The following is a 15,681-nucleotide window of genomic DNA, read 5'->3' on the forward strand; positions in this document are numbered from 1 at the left end:
GATGATCGATCCTGCCGCAGCGCCAAACGAGGGACGAGCGCCCAAATCGGTCCTCTTCATGTGCGGCATGAACTCCATCCGTTCTCCCATGGCGGAGGTCATTGCCAAACGGCTGGTGGCGCCCGGCATCTACATCCAGTCCGCCGGCGTGCGAGCCGGCGAGCGCGATCCATTCGTGGATGCGGTGCTGGAAGAACAGGGTTTTTCGCTGGGCAAACACAAACCGCGCACTCTGGACGAGATCGAGGATGATTTTTTCGATCTGATCATTACATTGACGCCAGAAGCCCATCACGCCGCACTGGAACTGACGCGCTCAAATTCGCTGGACGTGGTCTATTGGCCGACCATGGACCCAACGGTGATCACAGGCACGCGCGAGCAGATTCTCGACGCCTATCGCGAGGTGCGGGACCATCTGGCAAAGCTGATCTCGGAACGACTGCCGAGGCGGCAGCAGCCGGTGGCGGATACGCTTTCAAAAGACTGAAAACTGCCTCGGCCTGTTAAAATCAATCGCGATTTTCAAGCCGATGCTTTAGAGGTTCACAAATGTGCCGGGATTGTGTAGTTTCCGCGCAATTTTCCCGGACTCGATATGTCCGGCACTATCAACAGGAAGAAAACCCTTACATGACAAAAGAAGAAGTCCTTGAATTCCCGGGCATCGTAACCGAATTGCTGCCGAACGCAACATTCCGCGTGAAGCTTGAGAACGACCACGAAATCATCGCCCACACGGCGGGCCGCATGCGTAAGAACCGTATCCGCGTTCTGGCAGGCGACAAGGTGCTGGTCGAAATGACGCCTTACGACCTCACCAAGGGCCGCATCACCTATCGCTTCAAGTAATCCACCTTCCGCATCGGACGCCCGGGCAGCGCAATGACCAATTCAAAACAAAAGCTCGTTCTGGCATCCGGCTCGCCGCGGCGTCTGGAGCTGCTGCATCAGATCGGTATCGAACCGGCACGTCTGATGCCGATGGATATCGACGAGACGCCGGCCAAGCTCGAGCATCCGCGCACGCTCTGCCGCCGTCTGTCCTTGCAGAAGGCGGAAGCCGCGCAGGCGGCGCTGAAGAACGAACAGGCGTGGAAAGACGCCTATGTTCTGGGATCCGATACGGTGGTCGCCGTCGGTCGCCGCATCGTCGGCAAGGCCGAATATACGGAAGAGGCCTCGGCGGCGCTGCATCTTCTCTCGGGACGCAGCCATTGGGTCTACACCGGCATCTGCCTTGTGACCCCCGGCGGCAAGATCCGCCAGAAGGTCGCGGAGACCAAGGTGCGCTTCAAGCGCCTCTCCACGAGGGAGATCGAGGCTTACATCGCGTCGGGCCAGTGGCGCGGCAAAGCGGGAGCCTATGGCATCCAGGGCATTGCCGGCGCATTCGTGCAGAAACTGACCGGCTCCTATACCAATGTCGTCGGCCTGCCGCTTTATGAAACCATGTCGCTTCTTTCCGGAGAAGGATTTGAGGTGACTTCGGGCTGGCTCGAAGGATAGGCCATGGCAAAGTCCCCCACCGAAGGCGCTGGAAACGTCACCCCGCTTCGCAAATCCCAGCCATGCCCTGAATGCGGGCGGCCCTCGACGCGCGAAGACTATCCTTTCTGCTCGGATCGCTGCCGCTCGCTCGATCTCGCCCGCTGGCTGAACGGCTCCTACGCCATTCCGGTTGCGGACGATGAAAGCAGCGCCGGCGGACAGGACGGCGGCAAGAATAACGCCGAATGAGAACCTGCACCGCCGAAAACTTCGGCGGTGAATTGCATAAGATTTTCAGAGCCACCGCTCGCACCACATATTCACCGGGTTGCAGACAGCCCGAAAAACCATATCAGAACCGGCTGGCGCCTTTTTCCGCCAGCCCCTTAAGGTCTTGCGATGGACGCAGGCTTGCAGAAGAGAGTGAGCCATGGCGCGCTGCTGTTTGCGGTGCTGGCCGTTTGCCTTGCCATAGGCGCGACGGTGCTGCTGGCCAATGACAAGAAGCACCTCAAAAGCCTGCTGGCCTATCTCAATCTGGCGCCGGCCATACAGTCCGCCACGCCACCGAAGATGAAGCCCGTCAAACGGCAGAAACTCGCCGTCCAAAAAGTCTCTTTGCCGCCACATCTGCTGAAGTTCGAGCAAGTGGGCGACAGAGCATCTTTCGCCCGCGATTTCGTTGTTTCCGGCAAGGAGCTTTGCGACCGCTTTACCGCCTCTGGCTTCTCCAACCCGCGTGGCTGGCACGCGAGCCCGGTCAACATCCGCAGTTTCGAATGCATGGCCGATTTTGCGGCAGGAAACGCATCGGACCCGGCCGAGCGGGCATCGCTCTTTCTTGAAATCAGGGGGGAAGCCTCGGGAGAAATTCGCTCCATCCGGATAAAGGCCGTTGCGCCCAAGACACCGGACGGGGCGGCCGTTCTGACGAAGCTCGATGATACGCTCGCCATGATTATCGGACAGACACGCTGGGCCGATCTGGCGGACATGCTTGAGCCTGCACGCCGGATGCAGCCCTATCAGGCACAACATTTCGGTATTTCGGTTTCCATGAAACCGGAACCGACGGCGCCGCATCGCCTGAACGTGATTTTGCTCGCAAGCGAACAATCGCCGGGATTGAAGCTGACACGCAGCTTCTTCGACAGGGATCGCTGGCTTAGCCCAGCCGCTCCACTGGATCGGCCGGCGCTCTATGCGTCCGTCAAGATAGACCGTGTCCGGTGAGGCGAAGGCCGCTCAGCCTATTGCAGCCAGCTTGCGCCGCACCGGCGGAATCCTGTCGCTTTGCTGGGCCTGACGTTTGGCTTCCCACTGAAGCGCGGTGCGAACGATGATCGCCAGATCGTCGAATCGGGGACGCCAGCCCAGTTCCGACTGGATACGCGACGAATCCGCTACCATGGTCGCAATATCGCCCGCGCGGCGCGGACAATGGATGATCGGGAAATCACGTTCCGATTCCCGCTGCACGGCCTGCAGGACATCCAGAACCGAATAACCGACGCCATAACCGCAATTGAGCGTGCGGGTGCCGCCACCGGCGCGCAGATGCGCCATGGCCAGCATATGGGCGTCGATCAGATCGCTGACGTGAATATAGTCGCGGACACCGGTGCCATCGGCGGTCGGGTAATCCGTGCCGTAAATTTCCACCCGGTCGCGGCGACCGGTTGCGGTTTCGCAGGCGACTTTGATGAGGTTCGCCACGCCCGTGGGCGAAGGCCCGGCGCGGCCCTGCGGGTCGGCTCCGGCGACGTTGAAATAACGCAGCGCCACATAGTTGAAATCATGCGCCTGCACGACATCGCGCAGCATGATTTCAGAGGCGAGTTTCGACAGGCCGTAGGGGTTTTCCGGGCTGAGGATCGCGGTTTCAGGAACCGGGCCATTAAAGGGCTGGTTTCCATAGACGGCGGCTGTCGAGGAGAAAATGAAATTGCGGATGCCATGGGCGACCGCCGCAGCGACGAGGGCGCGGGTCGTGCCCGTATTGTTTTCGTAATATTCGAGCGGCTGGCTGATCGATTCAGGAACGCTGACAGAGCCCGCGAAGTGGAAAATGGTCTCGATCTGGTTTTCTTCGAAAATCTGGTCGAGCAGGGCGCGGTCCGCCGCATCGCCCAGATAAAAACGCGCCGCCGGCGCAACAGCCCAACGCGACCCCGTCGAAAGCCGGTCGACAACAACGACCTCTTCCCCGGCATCGAGCAAAGCCCACACCATGTGGCTTCCTATATAACCGGCCCCACCCGTGACCAGAACAGCCATGACACTACTTCCCTGTTTGCTTTTCTTAAGCTCATCAAAGCCAATAATTCTTCATCATTGATTACTTGCACAGCGAATACGCGACCAACCCCCCGCCCCATTTAAAAGGTGGCTTACGATTGGTTAGCGCAATGAAGTGCTTTTTATCGATTAGTGAAAATGTTCTCATAAATGGAACAAGGAGCGCATATCACAGAAAATCCCCCACGTCGATGGTTGCGCCGTGGGGTTGCAGTTTTAGGTCTTCGCTGTGATTTTGTTGTCGATTTCCCTACCGCAGCGCGATCCCGGCGCGGCAGGAGAAACCATTGCACGGAAAGCCGACGCTTACCTGCCGAGGATATAGGATGCCAGCCGGCCAGCCGCGTCTTCTATCTGCCTGGGGTTGCGCAGGAAGCAGGCCCGGAGAAACAGTTCCCCTCCCGGACCGAAGGCCGTGCCGGGCGCAAGACCAACCCCGGTCTTGTCGACGATATCGAGCGCCGTCGCCCGGCTGTCGGTTACGCCGTCAATCTTGAGAAAGGCGTAAAGGGCGCCGTCCGGCTTCAGGGTTTCCACACGGTTCGTCGCGATGAGCGCATCGCAGAGAATGTCGCGGGATGTCAGAGCGCGTTCGTAATTCTCACGGACAAAACCATCGCCGTGATCGAGGGCGGCGACCGCGCCGCGCTGCATGAATTGCGCCACGCCTGAGGTGGAATATTGAATGAGATTCTCGATCACCTGACCGATGGCCGGCGGGGCGACAAGCCAGCCGACGCGCCAGCCAGTCATGGACCAGTTCTTCGAGAAAGAATTGGCGAAGACGATCTTGTCTTCCGGCTCCATGACGTCGAGGAAGGACGGCGCACGGCTGCCGGAATAATGATAGAGCGCATAAATCTCGTCAGCGACGATCCACAGATCGTGTTTGCGGGCGAGAGCCAGAACGTCGCGGAGATTGTCGAGCGTCGCCGTCCAGCCGGTCGGGTTGGAGGGCGTATTGATGAAAAGTGCCTTCGTCTTATCCGTGATCGCGCTTTCCAGCCTGTTGATGTCGAGATCCCAGCGGCCGTCGCGGAAATCGATACCGACCGGAACCGCCTTCGCACCCGCCACGCCGATGGCGGCCACGATATTCGGCCATGTCGGAGACAGATAGACCATTTCGTCGCCCGGCGAGGTCAGCGCCTGCACGGCTAGCACGATGGCCTGCATACCGGAACCGGCAGCGTAGAAATGCTCCGGCGGCAGCGACGCCGCGAAATGGCGCTCGTAATAACGGCTCAGCGCCTGCCGCAGTTCGGGAATGCCACGCTGCCAGGTATAGAAGGTTTCGCCATTATTCAGCCCGTCGATGGCGGCCTGATTGATGAAGTCTGGGCTCGGCAGATCGCCTTCGCCAACCCAAAGCGGCAGGAGATTGTCCCGCCCCCGGGCATAATTCACGACTTCAACAATGCCGCTCTCGGGAGCCGCCAGAGAGCGCGCACTCAGACTGTTCAAAATGGACATTAAAGACACTCCGTTTGGTGCCTTCTTATCGCATCGAACCAGCCGTGTGCATGATATTCCGTGAGGCGATCATGGATTTTCTTTATGGGTCATCCCCGGCAGGAGATCGCCGGCCGCATGGGGCGGCACATCAGGCCGGGGACGATGACGACAATCAACGCGTCTTCAGCAGATCGCGGATTTCGGTGAGGAGCTTGACGTCTTCCGGCGGCGGTGCTGCTTCCGGCTTTTCCTCGACCTTCTTGCGCTCAACGGACTCACGAAGCTTGTTGACGCCCTTGACCATCAGGAAAATGATCCAGGCCAGGATAAGGAAGTTGATGAGAACCGTCAGAAAGTTGCCGTAGGCGAAGACGGCGCCCTGCTCGCGGGCGGCGGCGAGCGAGGGGGCGTTGACGTTGGAACTCAACGGCAGGAAGTAGTTCGAAAAATCGAACCCGCCGAAGATCGCGCCGACAATCGGCATGATGAGATCGTTGACGACGGAGTCGACGATCTTGCTGAAAGCCGCACCGATAATAACACCCACGGCCAGATCCATGACATTGCCGCGGGCAATGAAGGTTTTAAATTCGTTAAGCATTCAGATTGTCCCTCTCTCCTGCTTCGCGAGCTGAAGCTATGTGACTGTCCCTACGGGTCAAACCATATAGGGTACGGGCTTCATTTGGAATCCGCGGGATTGCATTTATTAGCTTTTTTGCACGCTCACCTTGAACTTTATGCTCAGACCGCGCTCATTCTCAACGGCGCGGAATTCGCCTATGCTTGATATCAGGGAATTCTTGCATGGGGAGGATGCGTGCTTCCTGGGTGGATCATATTCGGTTCGGCCTTCGCTTATGTCCTGCTGCTGTTTGCGGTTGCAAGCTATGGGGACAGGAAGAGCCGCAAAAGAAACGCTCCGAACAAGGGGCGTCCGTTCGTCTATGCGCTCAGCCTGGCGATTTATTGCACCTCCTGGACCTATTTCGGCGGTGTGGGGCTTGCGGCAGACAGGGGGCTGGAATTTCTCGGCATCTATACCGGTCCGATCCTCGCCTTCACCATCGGCATGCCGATCATCCGCCGCATCGTCGAACTGGCGAAAACGGAAAAGCTGACGTCCGTTGCGGACTTCATTGCCGCCCGTTACGGCAAGAACTCTACAGTGGCGATGATCGTCGCCATCATCGCTCTCGTCGGCGCCATTCCCTATATCGCTCTGCAACTGAAAGCCGTTTCCAGCTCGGTGGCGACGATGGTCGATCCCGGCGATTACGGCATTGGCAGCGGCAATCTTTATTTCCTCGATCTGCCGCTGGTCGTCACCATCGTCATGGCGGGGTTTGCCGTCATGTTCGGCACCCGCCACACCGATGCCACCGAACATCAGGACGGGCTCATTCTGGCGATCTCGATGGAATCGCTGGTCAAGCTCGTCGCCATGTGCACCGTCGGCTTTTATGTGCTCTTCGTGCTCTTCGACGGTCCCGTGCATCTGTGGCAGCTCGCCTCCGATAACGAACAGGCCATGCGGGCCATATCCTATCACACGCCCGTCAGCCGCTGGATCGTTATGACCCTGCTTTCCGGCTTCGCCATCATCCTGCTGCCGCGCCAGTTCCACGTTACCGTGGTTGAAAACCGCACGCCGCAGGAGCTGCGCATGGCTGGGTTCCTGCTGCCGCTTTATCTCATCGCGATCAACATCTTCGTGCTGCCGATAGCGCTGGCCGGCATTCTGACGCTCGGCGCCAATGGCGATGCCGATCTCTACGTGCTGCAATTGCCGCTCAATCACCAAATGCCGGTCGTGTCGCTGATCACCTTCATCGGTGGATTTTCGGCGGCGACCGCGATGGTGATCGTCGCTTCGGTGGCGCTATCGATCATGATTTCCAATGATATCGTCATGCCGATCTTCCTGCGGCAGAAGCTGCTGAACCGTTCTCCGCACCGGGACGACTTCGCCAAGACGCTGCTCAACATCCGCAGGACGGCAATCTTTGCGGTGCTGCTTCTGGGCTATGGCTATTATCGCGCCGCCGACAGCGCCACGGGCCTCGCCTCCATCGGCCTTCTCGCATTCGCCGCCATTGCGCAGATGGCCCCTGCCTTATTCGGCGGGCTGTTCTGGCGGCGCGCCAATGCGCGCGGCGCAATCGCCGGCTTAAGTTCCGGCTTTTTCGTCTGGGCCTATCTGCTGTTCCTGCCAAGCTTCGGCGGGCCCGATAATTCCGAGGTCGCGGCGAATATTCTCGGCTTCCTGTTTTCCGGCAGCACGGTGTTCAATGGGCCTGAAGCCGACCCGTTCGTGAATGCGGTCATTCTCAGCCTGCTCGTCAACAGCCTTGCCTTCGTGCTCGGCTCGCTTTCGCGCAATCCGAGGCCGGTGGAGCGCATCCAGTCCGGCATCTTCGTCAAGCGCCACTCGAAATCGCAATTTGCGACACGCGGCTGGAAAACCCGTGTCAGCGTCGGCGACCTCAAAAGCGCGGTGGCGCGCTATCTTGGCGAAGAGCGCATGCTGCGGTCACTCGCGACCTATGAAAAGACGGCGGGCAGGAAGCTCAATGACGATCAGCCGGCGGACATGGCGCTGATCCATTTCTCCGAACAGTTGCTGGGCAGCGCCATCGGCTCCTCCTCAGCCCGCCTGGTCCTTTCGATCATTCTTCAGAAGGCGGAAGATACCAGTGCGGACACGGCATGGCTGCTCGATCAGGCAAGCGAGGCCCTGCAATATAATCAGGACATGCTGCAAACGGCGCTCGCCCAGATGGATCAGGGCATTGCGGTTTTCGACAGTTCGCAGCAGCTGACCATCTGGAACCGGCGCTTCCGCACGCTGCTGGATTTGCCCGAGCAATTCGGGCAGGTCGGCGTACCGCTGACGGATATCGTTTCGATGCTGCAGGAACGGGGCGATATGCCTGATGGCGACACGAATGAGCTGATTACCAGCTTCCTGACCATGGACCTGCCCTTCTCGCTGGTGCTGGCGGGCGGCGAGCGCATCATCGAAGTGCGCTCCAACACCATGCCGGACAAGGGCATCGTCGCCACCTTCACCGATATCACCCAGCGTGTGGCGAGCGATCAGGCGCTGAAACAGGCAAACGAGACGCTGGAGCAGCGCGTGGCGGAGCGAACCGTGGAGCTTACCCGCGTCAACCGGGAACTGGCAGAAGCGCGAGCATCCGCCGACGAGGCTAATATCGGCAAGACACGGTTTTTCGCCGCCGCCGGCCACGATATTCTCCAGCCGCTGAATGCCGCCCGCCTCTATTCCTCCTCCCTGGTCGAACGGCTTGGCGCATCGGGAGAAAGCGATCTCGTCCACAATATCGATTCGGCGCTGGAATCGGTCGAAACCATTCTCGGCGCGGTTCTCGATATTTCCCGTCTCGACACCGGCTCGATGAAGGCGCGCATGACATCCGTGCCGCTGAATGAGCTGCTGAAACGCATCGAAACCGATTTCGCGCCGATGGCGCAGGAAAAGAACCTCGACCTTGTGGTCATGCCAACCTCGCTCACGGTCCGCTCCGACCCCAATCTCCTGCGGCGTCTGATACAGAATCTCGTTTCCAACGCCATCAAATACACGTTGAAGGGCAAGGTGGTCGTCGGTGCGCGCCGCCGGGGCGGCGAAGTGGTCATTCAGGTGACGGATTCCGGTATCGGCATTCCCTCTTCCAAGTTTCGCACTGTCTTCAAGGAATTCGCCCGATTGGACGAGGGCGCAAGAACAGCATCCGGCCTCGGGCTCGGTCTTTCCATCGTCGACCGGCTGTCGCGCATGCTGCACCATCCGGTACAGCTGATTTCCACCCCGGGAAAAGGCACGACCTTCCGCATCCACCTGCCGCGCGAGGCGGATCGCCTCGTACCGGCTAAAGCCGATAGTGGGTTAACCAGTCCGGCAGCCAGCGACCGCCTTCAGGGCGTCCGGGTGCTCTGCATCGACAACGAGCCGAAAATCCTCGAGGGCATGACGCTGCTCTTGACGGGATGGGGTTGTGAGGTTTTACCCGCAGGTTCCGTGGCGACGCTGGAGGAGCCCTTCCTCACTTTGGCCGCAGCCCCCGACGTCATCGTCGCCGATTACCATCTGGACGATGGCGACGGCATCAGCGCCATCCGCCTCATCAGGACATTTTACGGCAAGACGATCCCGGCCCTGCTGGTGACGGCGGATCGCAGCCCGGAAGTGCGCAGCGATGCCGAAAAATACGGGATTTCGGTTCAGCACAAACCGGTCAAACCGGCAGCGCTGCGGGCCTATATCAACCAGATATCCAGTACGGTGCGGGCAGCGGCCGAATAAAAACTCCCGGACCTTGCGATCCGGGAGCGGTTTTGACCTTCAAAAAACAGACGTATCAGGCCGCCTGATTGTAGCGATCCCTGCCGGTCGCCGAACCCTGTTCCATCTGGAACCGCTGCACCAGATCGAGCAGTGCTTCCACCTCTCCTGACAATACCCGGCTGGCCGCGCTCGATTGTTCGGCAAGCGCCGCATTCTGCTGCGTCATCTGGTCCATCTGGTTGACGGAGCTGTTGACGTTATGAAGCGCGGAGGACTGGTCCTGCGTTGCCGTCGCGATGGTTTCGACATGCTGGCTGACGGTAACGATCTGCTGGCTGATGGCGGAAAGAACCGTGCCCGCCTCCTGTACCAGCTTCGAGCCGGAGCTGACCTCATGCGTCGACTGGTTGATGAGCTGCTTGATCTCGCGGGCCGCGTCGGCGGAGCGCTGGGCGAGCTCGCGCACTTCCTGCGCCACCACGGCAAAACCCTTACCCGCCTCGCCTGCACGCGCCGCCTCGATGCCGGCATTGAGCGCAAGAAGGTTGGTCTGGAAGGCAATATCGTCGATGACCTCGATGATCTGCTCGATCTTGCGCGAGGCGTCTTCGATGCGTCCCATGGCGTCGACGGCGTTGCTGACGACCGAACCGGAACTGTCGGCGCTCTGCTTGGTGATGCGCACGGCCTCATTGGCCTCCCGCGCCCGCTCGGCCGACGATCTGACTGTAACCGTGATTTCGTCCACGGCGGCGGCGGTTTCTTCCAGCGAGGCGGCCTGATTTTCGGTGCGCTTTGACAGATCGACCGACGATTGCTCGATTTCAAAGCCGCTATGCTGGATGATGAGCGTGCGCTCGCGGATCTGCCCCAGCGCATCGCGCAGGTTGAGAAGAGATTCGTTGAAATCCGTGCGCAGACGATCAAGACGACCAGCGAAAGGAGTCTCGATCGTGCGGCTCAGATCGCCACGCGAGAGCCTGCCGAGGCCGGAAGCAATCTCGCTGACCGCAAACTCGATCTGCCCGTCGAGCTCCTGTTTCTCGGCGTCGTTGCGGTGACGTTCGGACTCGGCTGCGGAGCGTTCCTCGGCGCTTTTGCCTTCAATCGCCAGTTTCTCGATCGCATTCTCGCGGAAAATCACCAGCGCGCGGGCGATGTTGCCGAATTCATTGGTGTTAGTGGCATAGGGGATCGGCGTGTCGAGATTGCCGTCCGAAAGGGACTTAACCGCATCGGTCAGCTTGCCAAGCGGCTGGAGCGTGCGCTTGATGACGAAATAGGCGAGCAATCCGACGCCGAGCATGGCGAGCGCGCCGCAGATCAGCATCATGTCGCGCAGGCTGTATATCTGCGCATCGTAGACATCCATGGGAACGCCCACGAACAGGATGCCGACGGTTGCGCCGGTCTTGTTCGTAACCGGCATGTAACCGGTCATGTAGCTGGTGCCGAACAGCGTGGCGGTGCCGAAATAGGCCTCACCCTTGGAGACTTTCGCAAAAGCGGGATGATCGGTAGCAAGCTTGGTGCCGGCTGCTCTCTCGCCCTTTTCGTTCTTCAGATTGGTGGTCATGCGAATGAACTCGCCGCCCTTGGCTTCAAACACGGTAGAAATACCGCCGTTACCGGCTGCGGTGCGGTCGACGAGATCATTGTCGCGCATCGTTCCGATGCTGGCGCGACCCACACTTTTGAGGTCCCCATCCACCATTTCGAGGGCGACGCCGCCGACCTTCAGTTCGTAAAGGATCGCCATGCTGCGCATTGCGCTGTGCGTATCACGCAGCGCGGTGGTGATGATGTTGTCCTTCAAGCGAATGTAGGTCGAAAAACCAACTGCCGCCACGCTGAGCGTGATCAGGCCGATCGTCAACGCGACGACCTTGCCGGCAACGGACTTAAAGAGCCGGTTGTGCATGAAACAGTTCCCCAAAACCAAACTTATAAAAGTTCTAGTAGGCAACTGTTAAAAAAACGCGAAGCGTCGGTAGCGCCTTTTAGGGGGGCACAAGCCGGGCCGGCGCCTGCCGGCTTATGAGGGACGGGAAAACCCGTCCACCATCAGTGGATATAACCGAGCCGGATGGCCTTGGCGATCGCCTGGATACGGTTGACGGAATCGAGCTTGATCGTCGCCGAACCGAGATAGGCGTTTACGGTATGCACGGAAAGCCCGAGCTTGACCGCGATTTCTTCGCTGATACGGCCGTCCCCCGCCAGTTGCAGACAGGCGATTTCCCTCTCGCTCAGCGCTTCCGAAGGCGCCGCCTTGCGCTCGTCCAGCGCCAGCATGTCCACCATGATCTCGCAGCATTTGATGTGCTGTTCGATCACGACCTCATTGTCGAGAACGAGGTTGGTGCCGCAGAAGACAATGTAACCGTTGCCGATGGTGCCGAGCCGCACCGGGAGCGCCAGCCCCGCATAGGGCAATGTGTCATTTTCGATGCGGCGCAGAAGTGCGGGCACATCGGGAAGATCGGCAAAGCCGCCGGCATTCTTGTTGCGCCAGATGACCGGCAGGAGCGATGTCTCGATATGATCGAGAAGAATGTCGCCGACGGCGCGGATGAACTGCGCGCTCTGCTCTGCGGCATTCATGCCCCAGTTTTCCAGCTCGCAGGTCAGCTTCTTCTTGTTCGGGAAACCGGAAGCCGCAGCCTTCGTCACCACGAAATTGCGCGCGCCGACCAGCTTCTGCATGGCGACGAGCTTCGGAAAAAGATCCGACCGGCTCGTCACGACAGGGCTGCGGTAAAACATGCCCGTCTGACCTGAACCCTCATTGTCTTTCGTCTGTACCATCCGTCCGACCATTATACGAGGTTGTTGCGCACGGCGTAGGCAATTGCCTCCGAGCGGGTTTTCGTCGCGGTTTTACGCATCACGCTTGTAATGTAATTATTGATCGTATTGCGCGAAATGCCAAGGATCATCGCAATTTCATCGCTCGTCTTGCCTTCCGCAATCCAGAACAGGCATTCGAGCTCGCGCTCCGTGAGATCGATATCGCGCACGGTTTTTGCTTCGCTGGCAATGCCGAAGCTGACGCAATAGCCCGTCAGCAAGGCGATTTCGCGCAGCCTTTCCGGCGAAGGCACCGCTTCTTCGGGAAACAGAAGCAGCAGCGAAAGCCGGATGCGTCCCACACAGAAAGACAGCGCCGAATATTGCCGGTCTATGCCGTAGGGAACCGAAACATCGTCGGGAAGGAAGAGCAGCCGCGGCTGCAGAAGCGAAAGGCATTTCTCCATTTCGCTCGATCTGTTCTGGCTGTTGGCCAGTTCGACACCAAGCCTGCGGACCAGATCGAAAGGCCAGTCGGAGGTGACGATGAATTTCAGTCCGGTTTCTTCGAGAAGATCATCCCGCGCCAGCAGATAATGCGAGGCGCCAGCGTAGGTTACGAGCAGATCCAGTGCGCCTGCAACGTTACCGGCAGCAGCCGTGGCTGCGACGTTTTTAGCAAGCTGATCGCGCGGCAAGGGTTTACCCATGCCCTCCATAGGCTTGGCAGACAGCCTGCGGATATCAACATCGACTTTCAATCGCCTACGCCCTCTTGCTCCCAGTGGGAGATTATACCTCGGGATGGAATCATTCCATTCGAGAAGCTTACCAAAATGGGACGGCAAGCCCCCGGAGACCGAATCACTTCATTTTATGGAACGGACTGGGATTTGCCATTACCTGACACCAGCCTTTCCACGTATTTCCCTGCTCGTCTATTACTAAAAAAACATACTGAAAAGCTGTTCAATCCATAAACGGCATTCTCAGCCAATTCCCAGCAAACTGTATCGTTGCTGAATTTTTTGTAAACACTGTCCTGAAACGAGATTGCCACGGCTCGCCCGCCAAGCATAGTGAAAAGCCCAAAAACGGAAAAAAGGCCGGGTAAAACCGGCCTTTTCGATATTATGCTGCTTTTTCCACCGCCCATTTGCGCAGGATCTTGGCGGCTCTTTCCTCGCTGATTTCCACCATGCGGGAGAGCCTGCGTTCCGGTCCTTCGCGAACCCGGCGGTTGAATGTGCCCTCGCCATCGCCGCCCGCCAGAAGGTCGTCGGTGCTGTCGAAGCCGAAATCCGCCCCGAAACCCTCCATGAGACCGCCTGCGCCCGCATCCATGCCGGGAGAGAAATCCGGCAGTTCGAGACCGGCGGCCTCCTGGCTCAGCTGGCCTGCGGCGGCACCGTTGCCGGTCACCGTGCGGACCAGAGGGCGTACGCCGAGCCAGACGACAAGGAAGGCAACCGCGACAAAGGCAAGCGAGTTGATGATGCCGGCGGAATTGCGGCTCAGCACTTCCATGATGCCCGGGCCGGTTGCGGCCTCATCCAGCAATTGCGTTTCGAGGAAGTCCATCGCCGTCAGCGAGACGATGTCGCCACGGTCGGAGGAAATGCCCGCTGCCGAGGTGACGATCTTCTGCATTTCGGCAAGATAGGCGTCGATCTTCGCCTGATCGGCGGGCTCGCCGACCATCTTGGCGATCCGGCCCTTGTTGACGACGACCGCGACCGAAATCTTCTCGACGGTGTAGCCGTTCTTGACCGTGGCTACCGTCTTGGAATTGATCTCGTAATTGGTCTGCTCTTCCTTCTTGGCCGACTGGTCGGAGGACTGCGGACCGCCGCCGCCGCCCTGGGGCGCTGCCTGCGGTACGTTCTGTTCCACGGTCGCGGCCGTGTCCGGCTGCGTTTCCTGGGACTTCTGGTCTTCCTTCACCGTGCGCACGGAGCGCTCAACGCGCGATTCCGGATCGTAGACGGTTTCCTGAATCTGACGGCTGTCGGTATTGAGCTGCGCCGTGACGCTGGAGCGGAAATTGTCCATGCCGAGGAAAGGCGCCAGCGCCTTGTCGATATTGGTTTCGATTTCCTGCTGCACATTCTGCGCCAGCGTCAGCGAGCGGTTCATGGCTGCATTGGTGACATCATCGCCGGAAGCGAGAAGCTGGCCGGTCGAATCAAGCAGGGTCACATCATCGACTTCAAGGCCGGGAACGGCCGAGGCGACGAGGTGGCGGATGGATGCGGACGCCTTGCGGCCGGCCGAAGCACTGGCGCGAATCATCACCGATGCGGTGGGCTTCTGTTCGCCACGGCGGAAATTGCCGACGTCAGGCATGACGATATGGACGCGTGCGGCCGCAATGCCGTCAATCTGCTGGATGGAGCGGCCGATCTCGCCCTCAAGGGCGCGAACGCGCGTCACTTCCTGCATGAAGGAGGTCAGGCCGAGAGAGCCGACATTGTCGAAAAGCTCATAACCGGCATTGGCGCTGTCGGGCAGGCCGCGCTCAGCCAGAAGCAATCTTGCCTTGCTGGTGAGGCCGACGGGAACCTGAAGGCTGGAACCATCGGTCCCCACCTGAAAGTCCAGACCCGATTCGGCAAGCGCAATGCTGATCTTGTTAAGGTCGCTTTTTTCAAGCCCCACGTAGAGGGTCTCGTAAGCGGGACGGTTCACGTAAAGAGCTGCGGCAAGGATGATGGCCATGGACACAACGCCCACGCCGCCCAGCATCAGCAGCCGTGTCTGCCCCAGCGCCGCGACATTCTTTAAGACCTGAGGGATTTGATTTAACAGATTCATTCTGTTCCGCACCGTCATTCATAGAGTCCGAGACCTTTTGGCCCCGTCGTGACAATAGGGTGCGAAGCTTGCGCGAGCGTTGCCTTTCTCCGCATTCCGCGAAGGACGGCAACGCTGGCCGAAATAGTTCTAGAACAGGTCGAAGTCGCCCGAGGCCTTGTCGAGCGGCTGGGAATGGCCATGGCGGAAGGCCGCGCCGAGCGCCTTCTGCATTTCGGCCAGCTTGACCAGGCTGAGGGCGATGGAAACATCCACGATCCAGTCTCCGGGGATGGAACCGGTGATGGTATCGATGAATTCCGCAAGGCCGCGGGTTTTCTGGACGGCAAGGTCGATGCCCTGCAACAGCTTGACGCCTTCACTGGACAATTGACCGCTGGTCACTTCAAGCAATTGCGGCTCGATGCGCTCGATGAGATAGGCGACGTCGTGCAGTTCCGATACCACGCGCATCAGAACGTCCGGCAGGGCTTCTTCGAACGGAGTGGCGGCGGTGTGCTCTGCAAGCTGCATTGGAAACT

General features: G+C 59.3%; 14 protein-coding genes. 6 read left to right on the forward strand and 8 right to left on the reverse strand.

Features of this window, described 5'->3' with window-relative positions; all coding sequences use genetic code 11:
- Position 1 precedes the first annotated feature (1 nt).
- The 5 genes from BTE54_RS01900 (at position 2) to BTE54_RS01920 (ending at position 2,724) form a co-directional block, all read left to right on the forward strand.
- The gene (locus BTE54_RS01900; RefSeq protein ID WP_004432476.1) at positions 2-490 is read left to right on the forward strand and encodes a low molecular weight phosphatase family protein; all 489 of its coding nucleotides are present in this window, start codon (positions 2-4) and stop codon (positions 488-490) included.
- 143 nt (positions 491-633) lie between these two features.
- A complete protein-coding gene (gene infA / locus BTE54_RS01905) occupies positions 634-852 on the forward strand; it encodes a translation initiation factor IF-1 (RefSeq protein ID WP_003503453.1) in 219 nt (72 codons plus the stop codon).
- A gap of 33 nt (positions 853-885) precedes the next feature.
- Entirely contained in the window at positions 886-1,509 is a 624-nt protein-coding gene (locus BTE54_RS01910; RefSeq protein WP_020010410.1) for a Maf-like protein, read from the forward strand.
- A gap of 3 nt (positions 1,510-1,512) precedes the next feature.
- Complete coding sequence (gene yacG, locus BTE54_RS01915) at positions 1,513-1,740, forward strand: DNA gyrase inhibitor YacG (protein ID WP_065654468.1); 228 nt, start codon at positions 1,513-1,515, stop codon at positions 1,738-1,740.
- 150 nt (positions 1,741-1,890) lie between these two features.
- Positions 1,891-2,724, forward strand: a complete 834-nt coding sequence (locus BTE54_RS01920) for a DUF6030 family protein (RefSeq protein WP_198939049.1) — start codon at positions 1,891-1,893, stop codon at positions 2,722-2,724.
- A gap of 12 nt (positions 2,725-2,736) precedes the next feature.
- On the opposite strand, the gene galE is transcribed toward BTE54_RS01920, so the two are convergent.
- From galE to mscL, 3 genes are all read right to left on the reverse strand, one after another.
- The gene (galE, locus tag BTE54_RS01925) at positions 2,737-3,768 is read right to left on the reverse strand and encodes a UDP-glucose 4-epimerase GalE (RefSeq protein WP_078051267.1); all 1,032 of its coding nucleotides are present in this window, start codon (positions 3,766-3,768) and stop codon (positions 2,737-2,739) included.
- A 327-nt stretch (positions 3,769-4,095) separates the two neighbouring features.
- Positions 4,096-5,262 carry a pyridoxal phosphate-dependent aminotransferase gene (locus BTE54_RS01930; RefSeq protein WP_078051268.1) on the reverse strand — a complete coding sequence of 389 codons (1,167 nt, stop codon included), beginning with the start codon at positions 5,260-5,262 and terminating at the stop codon, positions 4,096-4,098.
- Positions 5,263-5,416: 154 nt separating this feature from the next.
- Positions 5,417-5,845, reverse strand: coding sequence for a large conductance mechanosensitive channel protein MscL (mscL, locus tag BTE54_RS01935; protein WP_065654472.1), 429 nt, complete (start codon positions 5,843-5,845; stop codon positions 5,417-5,419).
- A gap of 219 nt (positions 5,846-6,064) precedes the next feature.
- Here mscL and BTE54_RS01940 point away from each other — a divergent pair, with 219 nt between their 5' ends.
- Positions 6,065-9,574 (forward strand): hybrid sensor histidine kinase/response regulator, encoded by a 3,510-nt coding sequence (locus BTE54_RS01940; RefSeq protein ID WP_078051269.1) that lies wholly within the window; start codon positions 6,065-6,067, stop codon positions 9,572-9,574.
- 55 nt (positions 9,575-9,629) lie between these two features.
- Here BTE54_RS01940 and BTE54_RS01945 read toward each other — a convergent pair whose 3' ends face one another.
- From BTE54_RS01945 to BTE54_RS01965, 5 genes are all read right to left on the reverse strand, one after another.
- Complete coding sequence (locus BTE54_RS01945) at positions 9,630-11,477, reverse strand: methyl-accepting chemotaxis protein (protein ID WP_078051270.1); 1,848 nt, start codon at positions 11,475-11,477, stop codon at positions 9,630-9,632.
- A gap of 143 nt (positions 11,478-11,620) precedes the next feature.
- Entirely contained in the window at positions 11,621-12,322 is a 702-nt protein-coding gene (locus BTE54_RS01950; protein WP_003522758.1) for a helix-turn-helix transcriptional regulator, read from the reverse strand.
- 53 nt (positions 12,323-12,375) lie between these two features.
- Positions 12,376-13,107, reverse strand: a complete 732-nt coding sequence (locus tag BTE54_RS01955) for a helix-turn-helix transcriptional regulator (protein ID WP_065654475.1) — start codon at positions 13,105-13,107, stop codon at positions 12,376-12,378.
- A 370-nt stretch (positions 13,108-13,477) separates the two neighbouring features.
- Positions 13,478-15,160, reverse strand: a complete 1,683-nt coding sequence (fliF, locus tag BTE54_RS01960) for a flagellar basal-body MS-ring/collar protein FliF (protein ID WP_035262795.1) — start codon at positions 15,158-15,160, stop codon at positions 13,478-13,480.
- A gap of 129 nt (positions 15,161-15,289) precedes the next feature.
- Entirely contained in the window at positions 15,290-15,673 is a 384-nt protein-coding gene (locus BTE54_RS01965) for a hypothetical protein (protein ID WP_065654477.1), read from the reverse strand.
- Between the last annotated feature and the right edge of the window lie 8 nt (positions 15,674-15,681).

The organism is Agrobacterium sp. YIC 4121, assembly GCF_002008205.1.
GTDB lineage: Bacteria > Pseudomonadota > Alphaproteobacteria > Rhizobiales > Rhizobiaceae > Agrobacterium > Agrobacterium leguminum.

Bases quoted from the DNA above. Each gene is read 5' to 3' on its own strand.
- BTE54_RS01900 (WP_004432476.1), top strand. From the start codon at position 2: ATGATCGATCCTGCCGCAGCGCCAAACGAGGGACGAGCGCCCAAATCG.
- infA (WP_003503453.1), top strand. From the start codon at position 634: ATGACAAAAGAAGAAGTCCTTGAATTCCCGGGCATCGTAACCGAATTG.
- BTE54_RS01910 (WP_020010410.1), top strand. From the start codon at position 886: ATGACCAATTCAAAACAAAAGCTCGTTCTGGCATCCGGCTCGCCGCGG.
- yacG (WP_065654468.1), top strand. From the start codon at position 1,513: ATGGCAAAGTCCCCCACCGAAGGCGCTGGAAACGTCACCCCGCTTCGC.
- BTE54_RS01920 (WP_198939049.1), top strand. From the start codon at position 1,891: ATGGACGCAGGCTTGCAGAAGAGAGTGAGCCATGGCGCGCTGCTGTTT.
- galE (WP_078051267.1), bottom strand. From the start codon at position 3,768: ATGGCTGTTCTGGTCACGGGTGGGGCCGGTTATATAGGAAGCCACATG.
- BTE54_RS01930 (WP_078051268.1), bottom strand. From the start codon at position 5,262: ATGTCCATTTTGAACAGTCTGAGTGCGCGCTCTCTGGCGGCTCCCGAG.
- mscL (WP_065654472.1), bottom strand. From the start codon at position 5,845: ATGCTTAACGAATTTAAAACCTTCATTGCCCGCGGCAATGTCATGGAT.
- BTE54_RS01945 (WP_078051270.1), bottom strand. From the start codon at position 11,477: ATGCACAACCGGCTCTTTAAGTCCGTTGCCGGCAAGGTCGTCGCGTTG.
- BTE54_RS01950 (WP_003522758.1), bottom strand. From the start codon at position 12,322: ATGTTTTACCGCAGCCCTGTCGTGACGAGCCGGTCGGATCTTTTTCCG.
- fliF (WP_035262795.1), bottom strand. From the start codon at position 15,160: ATGAATCTGTTAAATCAAATCCCTCAGGTCTTAAAGAATGTCGCGGCG.
- BTE54_RS01965 (WP_065654477.1), bottom strand. From the start codon at position 15,673: ATGCAGCTTGCAGAGCACACCGCCGCCACTCCGTTCGAAGAAGCCCTG.